The 17,351-nt window shown below is 63.4% G+C and carries 16 protein-coding genes; 9 read left to right on the forward strand and 7 right to left on the reverse strand.

Going from position 1 to position 17,351, the window contains the following annotated elements:
• Positions 1 to 383 precede the first annotated feature (383 nt).
• A complete protein-coding gene (gene cobU / locus V4T21_RS14350; RefSeq protein ID WP_332718003.1) occupies positions 384 to 914 on the reverse strand; it encodes a bifunctional adenosylcobinamide kinase/adenosylcobinamide-phosphate guanylyltransferase in 531 nt (176 codons plus the stop codon).
• Positions 915 to 1,205: 291 nt separating this feature from the next.
• Here cobU and V4T21_RS14355 point away from each other — a divergent pair, with 291 nt between their 5' ends.
• Genes V4T21_RS14355 through V4T21_RS14375 form a run of 5 tightly spaced genes read left to right on the forward strand, consistent with a single transcriptional unit; the run spans position 1,206 to position 6,599 of the window.
• Positions 1,206 to 2,087 (forward strand): glucosamine kinase nucleotide-binding domain-containing protein, encoded by an 882-nt coding sequence (locus V4T21_RS14355; protein WP_332718005.1) that lies wholly within the window; start codon positions 1,206 to 1,208, stop codon positions 2,085 to 2,087.
• Between the two features lie 15 nt (positions 2,088 to 2,102).
• Positions 2,103 to 3,584 carry a glucose-6-phosphate dehydrogenase gene (gene zwf / locus V4T21_RS14360; protein WP_332718007.1) on the forward strand — a complete coding sequence of 494 codons (1,482 nt, stop codon included), beginning with the start codon at positions 2,103 to 2,105 and terminating at the stop codon, positions 3,582 to 3,584.
• A 22-nt stretch (positions 3,585 to 3,606) separates the two neighbouring features.
• Positions 3,607 to 4,305 carry a 6-phosphogluconolactonase gene (gene pgl / locus V4T21_RS14365; RefSeq protein WP_332718009.1) on the forward strand — a complete coding sequence of 233 codons (699 nt, stop codon included), beginning with the start codon at positions 3,607 to 3,609 and terminating at the stop codon, positions 4,303 to 4,305.
• 42 nt (positions 4,306 to 4,347) lie between these two features.
• A complete protein-coding gene (gene edd / locus V4T21_RS14370; RefSeq protein WP_332718011.1) occupies positions 4,348 to 6,162 on the forward strand; it encodes a phosphogluconate dehydratase in 1,815 nt (604 codons plus the stop codon).
• Entirely contained in the window at positions 6,162 to 6,599 is a 438-nt protein-coding gene (locus tag V4T21_RS14375) for a GNAT family N-acetyltransferase (RefSeq protein ID WP_332718472.1), read from the forward strand. The genes edd and V4T21_RS14375 overlap by 1 nt, the downstream gene beginning before the upstream one ends.
• On the opposite strand, the gene V4T21_RS14380 is transcribed toward V4T21_RS14375, so the two are convergent.
• From V4T21_RS14380 to V4T21_RS14390, 3 genes are all read right to left on the reverse strand, one after another.
• Complete coding sequence (locus V4T21_RS14380) at positions 6,580 to 8,592, reverse strand: BCCT family transporter (RefSeq protein WP_332718012.1); 2,013 nt, start codon at positions 8,590 to 8,592, stop codon at positions 6,580 to 6,582. The two genes, V4T21_RS14375 and V4T21_RS14380, sit on opposite strands and share 20 nt — an antisense overlap.
• Before the next feature lie 100 nt (positions 8,593 to 8,692).
• Positions 8,693 to 9,433, reverse strand: a complete 741-nt coding sequence (locus V4T21_RS14385; RefSeq protein ID WP_332718013.1) for a DnaJ domain-containing protein — start codon at positions 9,431 to 9,433, stop codon at positions 8,693 to 8,695.
• Positions 9,430 to 10,158 carry a VWA domain-containing protein gene (locus tag V4T21_RS14390; RefSeq protein ID WP_332718015.1) on the reverse strand — a complete coding sequence of 243 codons (729 nt, stop codon included), beginning with the start codon at positions 10,156 to 10,158 and terminating at the stop codon, positions 9,430 to 9,432. The genes V4T21_RS14385 and V4T21_RS14390 overlap by 4 nt, the downstream gene beginning before the upstream one ends.
• 131 nt (positions 10,159 to 10,289) lie before the next feature.
• Between V4T21_RS14390 and V4T21_RS14395 the strand changes: the two genes are divergently transcribed.
• The 4 genes from V4T21_RS14395 to V4T21_RS14410 all read left to right on the forward strand — a co-directional run bounded on the left by V4T21_RS14395 (position 10,290) and on the right by V4T21_RS14410 (position 14,457).
• Positions 10,290 to 11,783: a sensor histidine kinase gene (locus V4T21_RS14395; protein WP_332718016.1), complete on the forward strand. Its 1,494-nt coding sequence runs from the start codon at positions 10,290 to 10,292 to the stop codon at positions 11,781 to 11,783.
• Positions 11,784 to 11,785: 2 nt separating this feature from the next.
• Positions 11,786 to 12,229, forward strand: coding sequence for a response regulator (locus tag V4T21_RS14400; protein ID WP_332718018.1), 444 nt, complete (start codon positions 11,786 to 11,788; stop codon positions 12,227 to 12,229).
• Positions 12,230 to 12,234: 5 nt separating this feature from the next.
• Positions 12,235 to 13,272 carry a histidine kinase dimerization/phosphoacceptor domain -containing protein gene (locus V4T21_RS14405; protein WP_332718020.1) on the forward strand — a complete coding sequence of 346 codons (1,038 nt, stop codon included), beginning with the start codon at positions 12,235 to 12,237 and terminating at the stop codon, positions 13,270 to 13,272.
• Positions 13,273 to 13,581: 309 nt separating this feature from the next.
• Positions 13,582 to 14,457, forward strand: a complete 876-nt coding sequence (locus V4T21_RS14410; protein ID WP_332718022.1) for a DUF2971 domain-containing protein — start codon at positions 13,582 to 13,584, stop codon at positions 14,455 to 14,457.
• Positions 14,458 to 14,650: 193 nt separating this feature from the next.
• Here the strand turns inward: V4T21_RS14410 and cysG are convergent, their stop codons facing one another.
• From cysG to nirD, 3 genes are read right to left on the reverse strand one after another with little or no spacing between them, the layout of a single operon-like run.
• Positions 14,651 to 16,090 (reverse strand): siroheme synthase CysG, encoded by a 1,440-nt coding sequence (gene cysG / locus V4T21_RS14415; protein WP_332718024.1) that lies wholly within the window; start codon positions 16,088 to 16,090, stop codon positions 14,651 to 14,653.
• A gap of 27 nt (positions 16,091 to 16,117) precedes the next feature.
• Complete coding sequence (locus V4T21_RS14420; protein WP_332718026.1) at positions 16,118 to 16,975, reverse strand: formate/nitrite transporter family protein; 858 nt, start codon at positions 16,973 to 16,975, stop codon at positions 16,118 to 16,120.
• Positions 16,976 to 16,999: 24 nt separating this feature from the next.
• On the reverse strand, positions 17,000 to 17,350 hold the full coding sequence (gene nirD, locus V4T21_RS14425; RefSeq protein ID WP_332718028.1) for a nitrite reductase small subunit NirD: 351 nt from the start codon (positions 17,348 to 17,350) through the stop codon (positions 17,000 to 17,002).
• Position 17,351: the final 1 nt, after the last annotated feature.

Below are 17,351 nucleotides of genomic sequence, written 5' to 3' on the forward strand. Positions count from 1 at the left end.
CTGAGGGAAACATTAGCGCTGCAAGGGGAGCCCCCTCGCCCCGTTGGGGAGAGGGTTGGGGTGAGGGGGCTGAGCTTCGGCGGGTACCATGGTTGTTGGGCAGGCTCAGCGCACCCCTCATCCGCCCCTGCGGGGCACCTTCTCCCTCAAGGGGAGAAGGGGAGCACTTGGCGGAGTCTGAGGGAAACATTAGCGCTGCAAGGGGAGCCCCCTCGCCCCGTTGGGGAGAGGGCTGGGGTGAGGGGCTGAGCTTCGGCGGATACCATGGTTGTCGGGCAGGCTCCGCGCACCCCTCATCCGCCCTTCGGGGCACCTTCTCCCCTCACGAGGGGCGAAGGGGAGCCCTTGGCGGGTGTTGTGGAAAATGTTGGGTGCTGCGAAGCCTATAATTGGGGGGGCTGGCCTTTGACCACCATCGGGAGGCCGGCGACGACGAAATAGACGTGGTCGCAGATGCCGGCCAGTTCCTGGTGGGCGGCGCCGGTGAGGTCGCGGAAGGTGCGGGCCAGCGCGTTGTCGGGGACGATGCCCAGACCCACCTCGTTGGAGACGAGGATGATCTGGGTGTTCTTGATCCCGGCCAGCACCTCGACGAGCGTGTCGATCTCGTCGGCCACGTCGCGCTCCATGCTGAGCAGGTTGGTGATCCAGAGCGTGAGGCAATCGATGAGGATCACGTCGTGGGACTGCGCCGCGGCGAAAATGGCCTGGGGGAGTTCGAGGGGTTCCTCGATGGTGGTGAAACGGCCCTCGCGGCTGCGTTGATGGGCCGAAACGCGCTCCATCATCTCATCGTCGAGCGCTTCGGCGGTGGCGAGATAGGCCGGCGCCACGCTCGTGCGCGTCGCGAGGCGCTCGGCAAGCGCCGTCTTGCCCGAGCGCGCGCCGCCCAGAACCAGGATGTGACCGTTCACTGCATTGCCTCCCGCAAGATTTTCTTTAGACCCCCTTTTTCGGTTCAACGGGCCGGAATCGCACTCTAGATCGAAACGAGGTCGAACAGGCCTTGAAAATGGTATCTACGATCAAGTTCGGCAATCAACCTGACACCGGGGCTGGGCCGATTTACGATTTGACCTCATTATACTTTCGTCCTATGCGCAATCCCGATATTGTCCGCCGCGTCGAACCGCAATCCCACCTCCTCCGGCCGGATTCGCCGTCCTCTGGCAGAGCGAGAATGAAGTGAGTACAGGCCTTTGAGCGTGCCCAGATATTTCCTCGGCGTCGATGGCGGCGGCACCAATTGCCGGATCAGGCTGGCCGATGCCGATCTCACGACCCTTGCCGAGGCGCGGGGCGGGCGGTCCAATCTCCAGCTCGAGGATGGCGATCCGGCCTATCGCTCGATCACCGAGGGAACGAGGGAAGTGTTCGCGATGGCGGGAATAGATTTCGCGCTGACCGCCCAGACCCATGCGTGTTTCGGCATGGCGGGCGCGCGGTTGCCTTCGGCGCGCGAAGCGTTTGCGGCGCGCGATTGGCCTTTTGCCCAGGTGACGGTCTATGACGATATCGATATCGCCCGGGCCGGCGCCCATGAGGGCGAGGATGGGGCGGTGATCATCGTGGGGACCGGCTCGGCGGGCATGGCGCTGGTCGAGGGTGCACGCTATCAAATCGGCGGCTGGGGGTATTTCATCGGCGACCAGATGTCGGGCGCGATCCTGGGGCGCGAGCTGGTGCGCCGGGCGGTGGAAGCGACCGATGGGCTGGTTCCGGCCTCCCCGCTGACGCGGGCGGTGATCGACACGCTGGGCGGCAGTCTCGACGCGGTGATGGCCTGGAGTTTTGATAAACGCCAGCCGGCCGATTACGGTGCGCTGATGCCCCTGTTCATCGAATATTTCGAAAACAATGATCCGGTGGCGGTCGAGCTGATGGAAATCGAGCTCGGCTATATCGACAATTACGTCAATTATTTCAAAGCCCGGGGCGCGGGGAAACTGGCCGTGGTCGGTGGATTCGGCCAGCGGCTGATGCCGTTGCTGTCCATACGCTACGGCGATTATGTCTGTTTGCCCCGCGCCGAACCGCTGCATGGCGCCGTGATCCTGGCGCGCCAGAACGCCCAAAACGCATTTTAAGACGGAGGCTCGTCCTTGTCCGCACGCATTATTCCCGTTCCTCCCTTCGATTACGTCGTTTTCGGCGCCACGGGCGATCTCACCCGGCGCAAGCTGATCCCGGCGCTCTATCATCGATTTGCCGACGGCCAGTTCGACGAGCGCTCGCGCATCGTAGGCGTGTCGCGATCGGAGTTGAGCGATGCCGATTTCCAGAAGGCGGCGCGTGATGCGGTGACCGAATTCGTGAGCGAGGACTATCGCGACGAAGCGACCGTCGAAAAGTTCGTCTCGTGCTTTTCCTATGTGGCCAACGATGTGACCGACAAGAAGGGCTGGGCGGACCTCGACAAGGCGCTGCGCACCGACCCCGAGGTGGTGCGCGCCTTCTATCTTGCGGTGGCGCCGGCTCTGTTCGGGCCGATCTGCGCCTATCTGGACGAAAAGGGCTATTGGCGCCGCGACGCCCGCGTGGTGGTGGAAAAGCCGCTCGGCCATGATCTCGAATCGTCCATGGAAATCAACGACGCGATTTCGGACGTTTTTGCCGAGGATCAGGTTTACCGGATCGATCACTATCTGGGCAAGGAGACGGTCCAGAACCTTCTGGCGCTGCGGTTCGGCAATATCCTGTTCGAGCCCATCTGGGACGCTGCCCATATCGACCACGTGCAGATCACGGTGGCCGAGGACGTGGGGGCCGGGACGCGCGGCTATTACGACGATTCCGGCGCGCTGCGCGACATGGTGCAGAACCATCTGATGCAGCTTCTGTGCCTGGTCGCCATGGAGCCGCCGGCCTCCGACGACGCCAATGCGCTGCGCGACGAAAAGCTCAAGGTGCTGCGGTCATTAAAGCCGATTTCCGGGGATAATGTAACCAAGAGCACGGTGCGCGGGCAGTATCGCGGCGGGGCGGTCAATGGCGGGTCGGTGGCCGGCTATCAGGACGAATTGCCGGTCGAAAAGAAGGGATCGCGCACCGAGACGTTCGTGGCCATCAAGGCCGAGGTGGAGAACTGGCGCTGGACGGGCGTGCCGTTCTATCTGCGCACGGGGAAAAGGCTGGCGAGCCGGGTGTCGGAAATCGTCATCCAGTTCCGCGCCATTCCCCATTCGATCTTCGACCACGCCGAGGGGGCGCCAAGGCCCAACAAGCTGGTGATCCGGCTGCAGCCCGACGAGGGGGTCAAGCTCTTCCTGATGATCAAGGACCCCGGCCCCGGCGGGATGCGGCTGCGCGAAGTGCCGCTCAACCTCTCGTTCGCCGAGACGTTCCACGAGCGCACGCCCGAGGCCTATGAGCGGCTGCTGCTCGACGTCATTCGCGGCAACCAGACCCTGTTCATGCGCCGCGACGAGCTCGAAGCGGCCTGGCGCTGGATCGATCCGATCCGCCAGGCCTGGGACAATGCGTCAGATGCCCCTCAGACCTATACTGCGGGAACATGGGGGCCGACCGGATCGGTGGCGCTGATCGAGCGCGACGGCCGGACATGGCACGAAGGGGATTATTAATCCCGATAAGGAGTTTGGTCCGATGACCATCGAGCGCAATGTTTTTGCCTCAAAGGACAAACTGGCCGAGGCGCTGGCCGAGGCGGTGGCGGAAAACCTCAATGCCGGGCTCGACGAGCGGGGCGCCGCTTCGCTCGCGGTTTCGGGCGGCTCGACCCCCAGGCGGTTCTTCGAGGTGCTGGGTGCGCGCACGGATATCGACTGGGAAAACGTCACAGTGACGCTGGTCGACGAGCGCTGGGTGGATGAAACTTCGGACCGCTCCAACGCGCAGCTGGTCAAGGAGAATTTGCTGCAAGGGCCGGCTTCGGCCGCCGCGTTCGTGCCGCTTTACGCGGGGACCGGGGAGCCCGACGCGACGGGTATCGCTGAAGCCAACGCGGCGGTTTCGCGCGTGCCCACCCCGTTCGACGCGGTGATCCTGGGCATGGGCAATGACGGGCACACCGCATCGTTCTTTCCGCAGGGCGATGCGCTCGAGGACGCGCTCAATGCCGAGGGGCCGGTGCTTGCCATCCGCGCGCCGGGGGCGGGCGAGCCGAGGGTGACCTTCACGCTACCGCGGCTGCTCGAAACCCGGGCGCTCTATCTCCATATCGAGGGCGAGGAGAAGGCGCAGGTGCTCGACAAGGCGCTCGAAACCGGGCCGGTCGAAACCATGCCGGTGCGCGCCGTGCTGTCGCAAAGCCATATTCCCGTTTCCCTATACTGGTGTCCCTGAACTTTTCCCCAGACCTCCACAATCCTCGCTCAGGAGGCGACCATGACCGTAAAGACCGCTATCCAGGACGTGACCGACGCCATCACCGCGCGCTCGGAACGCTCGCGCCGCGATTATCTCGACCGGCTCGACAAGGCGCGAGCGCAGGGCGTTTACCGCGCCGCGCTTTCCTGCGGCAACCTCGCGCACGGTTTCGCGGCGTGCGGACCCAACGACAAGGCCAATCTGGCCGGCGATGTGGCGCTGAACCTGGGGATCGTCACGTCCTATAACGACATGCTTTCGGCCCATCAGCCCTATGAGACCTATCCGGCGATCATCCGCGAGGCGGCGCGCGAGGCCGGCGGGGTGGCGCAGGTGGCGGGCGGGGTGCCGGCCATGTGCGATGGGGTGACCCAAGGCCAGTCGGGCATGGATCTATCGCTGTTTTCGCGCGACGTGATCGCCATGGCGGCGGCGGTGGGCTTATCGCACAACATGTTCGACGCGGCGGTGTTCCTGGGGATCTGCGACAAGATCGTTCCCGGTCTGGTGATCGCGGCGCTGACCTTCGGGCATCTGCCGGCGGTGTTCATCCCCGCCGGGCCGATGACCACGGGGCTGCCCAATGACGAAAAGGCGCGCATCCGCCAGCTCTTTGCCGAGGGCAAGGTGGGGCGGGCCGAACTGCTCGAAGCGGAAAGCAAATCCTATCACGGGCCGGGGACCTGCACCTTCTACGGCACGGCGAACTCCAATCAGATGCTCATGGAGATCATGGGGCTGCACCTGCCGGGCGCGAGCTTCGTCAATCCGGGCACCCCGCTGCGCGATGCGCTGACGCGGGCGGCGACAAGAAGGGCGCTGGCGATCACCGCCCAGGGCAATGAATATACGCCGGCCGGGCACGTCATCGACGAGAAGTCGATCGTCAACGGGCTGGTGGGGCTGCTGGCGACGGGTGGATCGACCAACCACACGATGCATCTTGTGGCCATGGCCAATGCGGCGGGGCTGCGGATCACCTGGGACGACATGTCGAAACTCTCGGACGTCGTGCCGCTGCTGGCGCGGGTCTATCCCAACGGGCTGGCCGACGTGAACCATTTCCACGCCGCAGGCGGCATGGGCTTCCTGATCCGCGAATTGCTCGACGCGGGGTATCTGCACGAGGACGTGACGACCGTCTGGGGCAAGGGGCTGGAGGCCTATACCAAGGAGCCGCGCTATATCGAGGACGAACTGACCTTCGAGCCCGTGCCGGAGCAAAGCGGCAATCCCAAGGTGCTGACGACGGCACAGGACCCTTTCGCCAAGACGGGAGGCTTAAAGCTGCTCTCGGGCAATCTGGGCAAGTCGGTGATCAAGATTTCCGCCGTCAAACCCGAGAACCGGCTGATCGAGGCCCCCGCCAAGGTGTTCCACACCCAGCAGGGGCTGCTCGACGCGTTCAAGGCGGGGGAGTTGACCTCGGACTTTATCGCCGTGATCCGCTTCCAGGGACCCAAGGCGATCGGCATGCCCGAGCTCCATAAGCTGACCCCGACGCTGGGCATTTTGCAGGATCGCGGCATCAAGGTGGCGCTTTTGACCGATGGGCGCATGTCGGGGGCGTCCGGCAAGGTGCCCGCCGCCATCCACATGACCCCCGAAGCGGCCGATGGCGGGCCGATCGCCAAGATCCGCGAAGGGGATATGCTGCGGCTCGACGCGGAGGCGGGGACGCTGGAGTATCTGGGCGACACCGACGAGTTTCTCGCTCGTCCCGCCGTCACCGCCGATCTCACCGGCGAGCATTTCGGCATGGGGCGCGAACTGTTTGCCGGCTTCCGGCAATTGGTGGGCGCTGCCGACCGTGGCGCGAGCGTCTTTGCGTGATGGAAAGCGCCGGTTTTACCCTGCTGGCGGTGCCGGTTTTCTCTCCGCTCTGTAATCTGGGCTTTGCGCTGCGGCGCGAGGTCTTCATCATCGAGCAGCAGGTGCCCGAGGATATCGAACACGATTCCGACGACCTGACGGCGACCCATATCGTCGGGATCATGGACGGGACGGTTGTGGCGGTGGCGCGTATCCTGTTCAAGCCCGAGCACGCCAAGATCGGGCGGGTGGCCATCGCCGGCGCTTACAGGGGCAAAAAGCTCGGTGCGGCGCTGATCGGGTTCGCTGTGGAATTGGCGCGCGAAAAGGGGCAGGCCCGGTGCTATCTGGAAAGCCAGGCGGACAAAATTGGCTTTTATGCCCGCCTGGGATTTACCGCCTATGGCGATGAGTTCATGGATGCGGGCATCCCGCATCTCAGGATGAAGAACTACTGACCTCCACGGTCTCGGGTTCGTGCTCGGGGGCGGCGGTGAGGAGCTGGGAGGCCGGGGAGGCGACCAGCGTCAGATAGCGCTCGAACTGCACCAGCACATCTGTAATGATCTGGTCCGGCGTCAGCCCCATGATGTCGTAGCCCGCGCTGCCATCGGAGAAATATGTGCGCGCCTCGTAACGCAGGCCGGGCCGGGTCGCGTCATGGGCGGAAAAGGCCGGCAACTTGTGTTCGGCCCGCTGCACGCCATAGACGAAATCGCGGCGGTCCTGGGCGGAAACGGTGAGCGCGATCGAACCCGTCTCCTCATTGCGGCCGACATCGGCCTGCTGCCCGCGTTTTTCGAGCTCGGCCTTGACGGCGTCCAGAGCCTGGGGGATCTGGGTGTCGATGAATTTATCGACCTCAGCGGCGGTGGGCGCGCGCAGCATCATGGCGAGCCTTCGCTGCCAGGTGACCCCGGCTGCCGGCTGGGGCGCGGCGGGGGTGCCGGCCGGGGCGAGCTGATGGGCCAGATCGGCCCGCATGCCGATAAACAGCGACCAGACGAGCACCAGCATGACCAGGGTGAAGGGCAGGGCGCTGGCGATGGTTGCCGATTGCAGCGCGGAAAGCCCGCCGGCCAGAAGCAGCAGCGCGGCAATGAGCCCCGCCATGCCGCACCAGAACAGCCGCTGGATCGGCTTTGTGTCCGTCTCGCCCCCCGCCGCGATGGTATCGACGACCAGCGAGCCGGAATCGGCCGAGGTGACGAAGAACACTGCGACGAGAATGATGGCGAGCGTCGAGGTGAGCCCGCTCAGCGGCAGATATTGGAAGAACTGGAAAAGACCGACCGAAATATCATCGGCGATGGCCGTGCTGAGCGCGCCGTTGGCGATGACGGAGTCTACGAAAATGCCGGTGTTGCCGAAGATGGTCATCCAGATGAAGGTGAACCCGGCGGGGATGAACAGGACCGCGACGAGGAATTCGCGCACCGTGCGGCCACGGGAAATGCGCGCGATGAACATGCCGACGAAGGGTGACCAGGAAATCCACCAGGCCCAGTAGAACAGCGTCCAGTCTTCGAGCCACTGGCGCGGATCGTAGGCGTAGATGTTGAAGGTCATCAGCAGGAAGCGGTCGAGGTAAAGTCCGATATTTTGCACAAGATCGCGCATCAGATCGGTGGTGGGACCCATGATGAGCACGAAGATCATCAACAGGATCGCGACCCCGAGATTGAGTTCGGACAGGATGCGTACGCCGCGCTCCACGCCGCTGACCACCGAAAACGCCGCCACCGAGGTTATGCCCGCGATCAGCAGCACCTGCATTTGCGGCGTGTTGGGGAACCCCACGAGATATTCGAGGCCGGCGCTGATTTGGTTGACCCCGAAGCCCAGCGAGGTGGCGAGGCCGAACATGGTGCCCACGATGGCGAAGATATCGACCGCATGGCCGATGGGGCCGTGGATGCGGTCCTTGAGCAGTGGGTAGAGGCCCGAACGGATAGTGAGCGGCAGATTGTAGCGATAGCCGAAATAGGCGAGCGCCAGCCCCACCACGGCATAGATCGCCCAGGCGTGGATGCCCCAGTGGAAGAAGGTCGAGCTCATCGCCTCGCGCACGGCCTGGATGGTAAAGGGATCGGCCTCGGGCGGGGCGGCGAAATGGGAGACGGGTTCGCCCACGCCATAATACATGAGCCCGATACCCATGCCTGCGGCAAACAGCATGGCGAGCCATGAATGATAGGCGAAATCGGGGGTGGAATCGTCGGGCCCGAGCTTGAGGTCGCCAAAGCGGGAAAAGGCGAACAGCAGGACAGCGATCAGCATGATGCCCACGGCCAGAAGATAGAGCCAGCCGAATTGATCGAGGATCAGCGATTGAAGCTGGTCGAAAAAGACGCTGGCCTGATTGGGAGCGATAATCCCGATGGCCAGGAAAAGACCGATGATGATCACCGATCCGAAAAAGACCGGCGGATTAATGACGAAGCCCAGCACGTTAATCCCCTTTGATGAACGGATCGCAACGTCGCCAGTGTGGAGAAAGTTCCTTTCAATCTTTTTAGCGGCGCCGATGAAGGGATCGGCGCGGGAACCGTCAGGGTTTCCGCGAGGCGGCGGCCTGCTTGAGCAGGAGGTCCTTGGCCTGGTTGATGCGGGCGGCGAGGAAGGCCGAGCCGCCGGCGTCGGGGTGGACCGATTTCATCAATTTGCGGTGCGCCGATTTGATCGCCTCGGCGCTGGCGCCCGGCTCAAGGCCCAGGACCTGATAGGCTTCCTCGAGCCCGCTCAAGCCCCTGGTGGGCTGGCTGTCCTGTTGGGCGTCCTCGCCCGGGTCCATACCGAATTCGGCGGCGAAATAATCGCGCCAGCCGGCCCGGTTGGCGTCGAGCCAGCTTTGGTAGAGCGCCATGGAATCGGGGTCGTCGCTGATCTCGTCGTAAAGCGCCCAGCATTCGGCGGCGGAAAGATCGGACAGTTCGCGCCCCGCGAAATGGCCGGCCCGGACCTTGCCCGAGACGGTGCCCGTCTCATGGTCGAGGCGCATGTCGAAATGATCAGAGGAGACCGAGGAGGCGTTGTTGGGGCTCGAAAAACCCGATCCGAAATCGATGGGCCCGAGCCGGCCCCGCATCAAAAGCCCGATGCCGCCGGCGGCCAGAAGGCTGGCGATGAACATCTGCCCGCGCACACCCAGAAAGGCTGCTCCGGCCAGAAGAACCCCGCTCACCACCCAGCGCAGGGAACGCACCAGCCGGCGGATTTCGCCGCGCATGAAAAGCGAGCCCAGATAGATCGCGAGCAGGGCGAGGGCGCCGATGAGGACCAGCCAGGTCATGAGAGCTGTTCGAGCAGCAGCCGCGCCGTCCCGCCTCCCTGTAGCTTGAGCGCCGCGCGTCCGCCGCTGGCATAGGCCGCGACGGCGCGCAAAAGCGCGGCCAGTTCGCCCGCCGCTCCCGCGTCGAAACGGGCGTAAGCGCCTTTCGAGAGGCGGGCGAATTCCTTGAATGCGGTCTGGGCCACGCCGTCATGACCTTCCTGGAAGAGAAAGATCGGAGAGCCCAGAAGGCCCAGTTCGCCGGCCTTTTGGGCGAGCTTGTCGACGTCTTCCTCCATGGCGTCCCCGACATAGACAACGGCGTTGATCTTTTCGCGCTTGTGCTCTGTGCGGGCGTGGGAGAAGACCTTGGAAATCTGGGTGTGGCCGCCCCGGCAATCGATGCCGGTCATCATCTGCGCGAGGGCCCTGGCGTCCGAGACCCAGCGCGAGGCGCGGCACTCGCCGAACCCGCGGAAATAGATGAGCTGGACGTCGAGCCCGCCGGTCCGCGCCACGGTTTCGAACATCTCGCCCTGCAATTGGCAGGCTAGATCCCAGGTGGGCTGCCGGCTCATCGTCGCATCGAGCGCGAACAGCAGGCGTCCACGCTGGTCGGGCGCCCCGGCCTGGCGCGCATCGGTCATGGCGCCGACCTTGGCAAGAAAATCGGCGATATCGGCGCTCCGCGTCTTTTCGGAGGCCGGTCTGTCTTCGGATTTGCGGGTCGGGGTCTTGTCGGCCACGGCCTCTCCTTTCGCTTTTGAATATGGGACGGCGCGCGAGGCGCTGCAAGGCCACACAGCCTGCTTGTGTTCGCCCCCGATATGCTGCAAAAGGAGGCAGACGCTTTGATTGCCGGGCCAAGCCACCGATTATGCCGATATCATCGAAGGGCTTTGCCCGGGTCAGCCTTGCCCTCATCATCGTCGGTGTCCTGGCGCTGATCGGCATAGTGGGCACGACGATATGGCTGGTCGAGCGCACCCAGGTCCATTTCGAGGATGTGGCCGAGGCGCGCGAAACGCGCGGGATTGCCGTCGAATTGCGCAATCTGCTCCAGGATGTCCAATCGAGCCAGCGCGGCTATCTGCTGACCCTCGATGAAATCTATCTCGAACCCTATCAGCACGCGCTGGGGGGAATCGAGGGCGCCTATGGCCGGCTTGCCACGGCGCTCGAACCCTATCCGGAATTCGCGGATATGCTCGAGAGCCTGCGTGCCGATATCGACACCAAGCTCACCGAACTGGCGCGGACCATTGCGTTGGCACGCGAGGAGCAGGTGGCCCAGGCGATCGCCGTGGTGAGAACCGACACCGGCGAAGTGGTGATGGGGCGCATACGCCAGGCGCTCGACGGGGTGATCGAAGCGGCCGACATGCGCACCTTCGGCGGCGTACTCGACCAGCGCGGCGCGGCCGGTGCCCTGCGCCTCGTGGCGCTGATCGCGGCGCTGGTGATCGTGGGTGTCGTGGGCGGGGCGGCCTGGCTGGTGCTGCGTTATACCCGCGAACTCGACTTCGCGCGCAGCGAAGTGGAAGGGCTCAACCGCGACCTCGAGGTTCGCGTGGCCGAGCGCACGGTGGACCTGCGCCGCGCCAATGAGGAGGTGCAGCGCTTCGCCTATATCGTGACCCACGATCTGCGCGCGCCGCTGGTCAACATCATGGGCTTTACCTCCGAGCTCGAAGCCGCGCTGGGCCCGATCAACGCGCTAGTCGAGAGCCATCCGGAAAACCCCGAAGATCCGGTTCTCGCCGAAGCGCGCCAGACCGCGCAGGAGGACCTGCCCGAGGCTATCGGGTTCATCCGCTCGTCGACCCGCAAGATGGACGGGCTGATCAACGCCATTCTCAAGATTTCACGCGAGGGGCGGCGCGACCTCAAGGCCGAGCGCATCGACCTTCAGGCGCTGACCGAGGGTGCCGTGGCCGCCGTCCGTCACCAGATCGACGAGACGGGAGGCGAGGCGAGCGTTACGGTCAGCACCCCGCCGGTGTTTTCCGACAGACTGGCGCTCGAACAGATATTGGGCAATCTTCTCGACAATGCGATAAAGTACAGGCATCCCGACCGGCCCATCGAAATCGCCGTGGAAGGCCGGCAGGAGCGTGACGGGCGCGTCGTGATCGATGTGCGCGACAATGGACGCGGCATCGCGCCAGAAGACCACGAACGCGTGTTCGAGCTGTTCCGCCGCTCGGGCAACCAGAGCGTTCCCGGCGAGGGGATCGGGCTGGCCCATGTGCGCATCATGGCGCGCAACCTCGGCGGCGATATCGAATTACACTCTAATCAGGATCACGGAACGACCTTCACAGTGATCATTGCGCCCGACCTGCGCGTCATTACCAGGAGTAAGGCTTGACCATGGCCGATGCAAAACCCGTTACCATTCTCATGATCGAGGACGATGAGGGCCATGCGCGCCTCATCGAAAAGAATATCCGCCGCGCCGGGGTGAACAATGAGATCATCCCCTTCGTCAACGGCACCGATGCGCTCGAATTTCTGTTCGGCCCGGACGGAAGCGGGGAAGTGAGCGCCCATCGGCACCTTCTGATCCTGCTCGATCTCAACCTGCCCGATACCACGGGTGTCGCGATCCTCGAAAAGGTGAAGGCCAACGCGCACACCAAGCGCACCCCGGTGGTGGTTCTGACCACGACCGACGACGAGCGCGAAATCCAGCGCTGCTACGATCTGGGCGCCAATGTCTATATCACCAAGCCGGTCGACTATGACGGCTTTGCCAATGCGATCCGCCAATTGGGATTGTTCTTCTCGGTGATGCAGGTTCCGGAGACCGCATAAGGCAAATGCCAAACAGCCCGGCCAAGATTTTATACGTCGACGACGATCCGGCCCTCGGGCGCCTGGTGCAGAAGGTGCTGGGACGGCAAGGCCGCGACATCGTGCACGTGACCTTTCCGCAAGCGGGGCTGGAGCGGCTCGCGGTGGGCGATATCGACGTGCTGGTGCTCGATCATTACCTGGCCGAGGGCACCGGGCTCGAAATGCTCAAGGACGTCGCGGCCCGCGAGGATGCACCGCCGGTGGTTTACGTCACCGGCTCGACCGAGGCGGCGATCGCCGTGGCCGCGCTCAAGGCGGGGGCGGCCGACTATGTGCTCAAGACCGTGGGCGAGGATTTTCTCGAGCTTTTGAGCAGCGCCATCGAGCAGGCCATCCAGACCTCGCGGCTCCACAGGGCCCGCGAGCGGGCCGAGCGGGAGACGCGCGAGGCCAAGGAACGGGCCGAACTGGCGCTGGCCGAGGTCAACCACCGCGTCGCCAATTCGCTCGCGCTGGTCGCGGCCCTTGTCCGGATGCAGATGTCGGCGGTTGCCGACCCCGCCGCCAAGGAGGCGCTGGCCGAAACGCAGGGGCGGATTTCGGCGATCGCGGGCATCCACCGGCGGCTGTACACCACCGACGACGTGCGGTTCGTCGATATCGACGCCTATCTGGGCAATCTGGCCAGCGACATCCAGGCCACCATGAGCCTGGACGGTTCGGGCGCCGATATCAAATTGCTGGCCGAACCGCTGCGCATGCCCACCGACAAGGCGGTTTCGGTGGGGGTGATCGTCAACGAATTGGTGACCAACGCGGCCAAATACGCCTATCGCGACCGCGAGGCGGGGGAAATCCGCGTGCGGGCGAATCAGCTCGAACCGGGCAAGATCGAGATCATCGTCGAGGACGACGGAATCGGCTGGATGGGCGAGGGCAAGATTCATGGCACGGGCGTGGGCTCGCGTGTCATCGCCGCGACGGCGAGCGGACTGGGCGCGACGCTGGCCTATGAGACAGTGCCGCGCGGCACGCGGGCAAGGCTGCAGATCGAGATTTAGGCTCGGGTGGCGTAGGCCGCCGCTGGACCCCGGGAATAAATCCCGGGGTGACAAGGGAGTGAGTGGGGCGAAGGCGTTTTCCCGCACTCATCGTATCGCCCCGGACTTGATCCCGGCTCTTGGGCCGGGATAACCCTTGGTGGGATGGGCGCTGGCGACGTGCAAGTCGGAGCGCTAGAGGGCAGGAATCGACCTAAAGCAAGACGTCCTGGGCAAGTTGTGTCGTATCCAAAAAGCAGTCATTTAAAGGTTTGAAAATGATGGTGGCTACGCGCGCCCTCATATTAACTAGAGGGAAGCAGGTACCAAATGCCGATCGGTGAACATCCCAGCTTCAATCGACCGCTAGTCTCCACTTCTCTTTGGCGCTACACTGACCTTTCGAAATTTGTTGACCTAATCACGTCACGTCAGCTTTGGCTGACGAACGCAGAAATTTTAGCTTCCGACGATCCTTATGAAGGGCGGCCGGGGCCAATCCGCTTCCCTCATAGGATTTGGAAAAGTATCGAGGAAGTGCCCGAAGAGCTTCGGGTGCAAATCCTTAGTATTTACGGACGAGACGAGCACAGCACTCCGCAGTCCGCATTTATGTCTTGGGTCATGATCGAGGAGCAGAGCTGCTTATTTACACAGTTTGGACGTCGCAACTACTACATGAACTGCTGGCACGCAGCGCCACACGAGTCCATTGCGATGTGGAAAATCTATGCCTCTCCGGGTGCAGGAGTGGCCATCGTCAGCAACGGAGCGAGGCTTGAGGCTGCCTTGGCTTCGAACTCTCAACAGCTTAATCTTGGTGCTGTGCGATACGAAGATCCAAATACATTCCAGATCGGGAATTCGAATGCGTTCGATACGCTGATGGTCAAACGTACAAGCTATTCGTACGAGCAGGAGGTCAGGCTTGTGTATTGGGATACTAAGGATGCCCATGACCCTCTACCCGATTTTTCGTGGAACGAGGAGACAATGCGCTTCGACAACATCGTCGAAGATCATCGTCCGTTGAAGCCTGGTCTCTCTCTGCAGTGCGATATTGACGTGTTGATCGAGCGGGTGATCATTTCGCCGTTCGCGCCATTATGGTACTTGGAAATGATCGAGAGACTTAAAAAGCAGTTGGGTTTCCAGTTTCCCGTCGCTGCCTCTAAACTCCTTGAGGTTCCACCAGTAATTCCCTAGGCGACAATCATTGCTCAATTTACGCAGGGAGTGCTCGATTAGAAATCTTGCATAAAAGCCGCCATTCCGTTTCCCACCCCATTCTGATTCCATCGTCGAGTAGCCGGCGATACCAAGCGGTCATCCGTGGTGAGCGAATGGTCGCTTTGCCGGAAGCGAAGAGAGACAGCCCGGCAACAAACGGTCTGTTCTTCTACGAGGCAAATGCGGTCTGTTCGGCGTGAGATACGGCCGGGTGGCCTTTGCGCAGGGCATTGCCGATGATGAGGAGGACCGGCTTTTGCAGGTCTGTTCTCGCCATGGCCTCGGGCAGATCCTTGAGGCAGGTGTGGATGATCGTTTGGCCGGGGCGGCTGATGTCGCTCGCAATGGCGGCGGGCGTATCTGGCGGCATGGCTTTGGCGATCAGCCGAGCGGCGATGTCGGCGGTGTTGCGGCCGGCCATGTAGTAAACATGGGTGGTGCCGGGATCGCTCAGGGCATGCCAGTCCAGGTTCTCGGGCAGGCCGCCATGGCGCGAATGCCCGGTGATAAAGCGGACCGATTGGGCGCAGTCGCGATGGGTCAGCGAGGTCTTGAGGGTGGCCGCCAGCGCGAAGGCGGCACTGATGCCCGGGACGATTTCGACGTCTATATGTTCTGCTTTAAGAGCCTCGATCTCCTCGCCGGCACGGCCGAAAATCATCGGATCGCCGGATTTGAGGCGCACGACATGACGGCCCTGCCTGGCCAGCGAGATCATTGTCGCGTTGATGTCCTCCTGCCTGCAACTGGGGCGGCCGCCGCGCTTGCCCACCAGAATGCGCTTGGCCTCGCGTCGCGCCAGTTCGAGCACTTCGTCGGACACGAGATCGTCGAACAGGATGACGTCGGCCGCCTGCAAGGCGCGGACCGCCTTGATCGTCAGATATTCCGCATCGCCCGGCCCCGCGCCAACCAGGGTGACTTTTCCGGGCCGGGCGCTGCTCGCCTGGCCGAGCCATTTGGCAATTTGGCTCGGATCAGGCGGTGACATAAAGGCGGCCTCGGACAGGCGCTCCCAGAAGGCGCGGCGCTGCGGTCCATGATCGAGCAGGGCGCCGACCCGATCGCGCACGGCACTGGCCACATTGGCCCAGCCGGCCAGTGCCGGCGGCAGCAGCATTTCAATGCGCCGCCGCACGGCCTGGCCAAGAATGGGCGCCGCCCCGGCGGTCGAGATGCCGACCACAAGGGGGGAGCGATTGACGATGGCGCCGAACTGGAAGCTGCACAGCGCGGGCTTGTCGATGACGTTGAAGGGCACGCCCATGGCTCTGGCATGATTGGCGAAAGCCAACCCATCGGGCTCGTTGCAATCGCCAACGGCCATCGCCAGCGTGCTCCAGTCGGCTGACCGCCAATGTGCCCGGTGCAGCGTAGCCTGCCCGGCCTGGGCCAATGCCATCATTTCGGCGCAGCATGCGTCGTGATCGGCAAAGACCTGAACCTGCGCGCCGGCCGCGGCGAGCAATTCGGCTTTCCATGCAGCGGTTTCCGAGCCGCCGGCGACCAGCACGCGTTTGGTGGTCAATGTGTAGAAGACCGGCAGGGTCGCCAGCTCTGCCATGCGGGGCGCTCTGGCCCCATTGCGGGTTTGCGACACGATATGCATTTGCCGGTCTCCTGGTTTTGCCGGGGCTTACTCGGCCGGAACCGGCGCGGTCTTGCGAGCCGCGCGGCCATGGTCCGCCGGCTGCCGCCGTGGCGCGGTGCGGGAGTGGGTGGCATAGAGGGTGAGGCCGACGAAGCTCAGTCCGCCGACCAGATTGCCGACAATGGTGGGGATTTCATTCCAGACCAAATAGTCCATGATCGAGAAATTGCCGCCCAGCATGATGCCCGAGGGGAACAGGTACATGTTCACGATGGAATGCTCGAAGCCCATGTAGAAGAACAGCATGATGGGCATCCACATGCCGATGACCTTGCCGGAAACCGAGTTCGACATCATGGCGGCGACGACGCCGGTCGACACCATCCAGTTGCAGAGAACTCCCCGAACGAACAGGGTCAGCATGCCGGCCGCGCCGTACTCGGCATAACCGACGGTACGGCCCTCGCCGATATGGCCGATGGCCTGGCCGACGGCATTGGGCTCCTGGCTGAAGCCGAAGGTGAAGGTTATGGCCATCAATACCGCGACGGTGAAGGCGCCGGCGAAATTGCCGGTAAAGACCAGGCCCCAATTGCGGAGCAGGCCACCCATGGTGACGCCGGGGCGCTTGTCGATCAGTGCCAGGGGCACGAGCGTCATGACGCCGGTCAGCAGGTCGAAACCCATCAGATAGAGCAGGCAGAAGCCGACCGGGAAGAGAATGGCTCCAGCCAGGGGCTGGCCGGTCTGTACGTTGATGGTGACGGCGAAAGCCGCGGCCAGCGTGAGAATGGCACCGGCCATATAAGCGCGGACCAGTGTGTCTCGCGTCGACATGAAGACCTTTGCCTCGCCGGCGTCGATCATCTTTTTCACGAAGTCTTTGGGAATGACATAGTCCATGGAAGTCTCCTGAGGGGGTGGGGATCAGGCGGCGGTTGCCGCTTGCAGAATGGATGCGTCGATGAAGAGGCGGCCATTTTCGGCCCGCATGGGGTACGTCCGCACCGCGCCGTCGTCGGCGCCCTGGGCCCGGCCGGTTTCAAGCGAAAAGACCCAATTGTGCAGCGGACAGGTGACCTGGTTGCCATGCACGATGCCCTGGCTCAGCGGGCCGCCTTTGTGGGGGCATTTGTCGTCGATGGCGAAAACCTCGTCGGTAGCGGTGCGAAACACGGCGATGCGGCCGAGTGGGGTGGCGATGCAGCGGGCGCCCCGGCGTGGCACGTCGGCCAGCGCGCCGATTTCGATCCAGGTGATGGGGCTCATGTCGGTCATG

This window comes from Pelagibacterium mangrovi (assembly GCF_036662815.1).
GTDB classification, from domain to species: Bacteria; Pseudomonadota; Alphaproteobacteria; order Rhizobiales; family Devosiaceae; genus Pelagibacterium; species Pelagibacterium mangrovi.

Coding starts and splice junctions, on each gene's coding strand:
- V4T21_RS14405 (WP_332718020.1), top strand. CDS start 12,235: ATGCCAAACAGCCCGGCCAAGATTTTATACGTCGACGACGATCCGGCC.
- nirD (WP_332718028.1), bottom strand. CDS start 17,350: ATGACCGACATGAGCCCCATCACCTGGATCGAAATCGGCGCGCTGGCC.
- V4T21_RS14410 (WP_332718022.1), top strand. CDS start 13,582: ATGCCGATCGGTGAACATCCCAGCTTCAATCGACCGCTAGTCTCCACT.
- edd (WP_332718011.1), top strand. CDS start 4,348: ATGACCGTAAAGACCGCTATCCAGGACGTGACCGACGCCATCACCGCG.
- cysG (WP_332718024.1), bottom strand. CDS start 16,090: ATGCATATCGTGTCGCAAACCCGCAATGGGGCCAGAGCGCCCCGCATG.
- V4T21_RS14385 (WP_332718013.1), bottom strand. CDS start 9,433: ATGACCTGGCTGGTCCTCATCGGCGCCCTCGCCCTGCTCGCGATCTAT.
- V4T21_RS14400 (WP_332718018.1), top strand. CDS start 11,786: ATGGCCGATGCAAAACCCGTTACCATTCTCATGATCGAGGACGATGAG.
- pgl (WP_332718009.1), top strand. CDS start 3,607: ATGACCATCGAGCGCAATGTTTTTGCCTCAAAGGACAAACTGGCCGAG.
- V4T21_RS14395 (WP_332718016.1), top strand. CDS start 10,290: ATGCCGATATCATCGAAGGGCTTTGCCCGGGTCAGCCTTGCCCTCATC.
- V4T21_RS14375 (WP_332718472.1), top strand. CDS start 6,162: ATGGAAAGCGCCGGTTTTACCCTGCTGGCGGTGCCGGTTTTCTCTCCG.
- V4T21_RS14420 (WP_332718026.1), bottom strand. CDS start 16,975: ATGGACTATGTCATTCCCAAAGACTTCGTGAAAAAGATGATCGACGCC.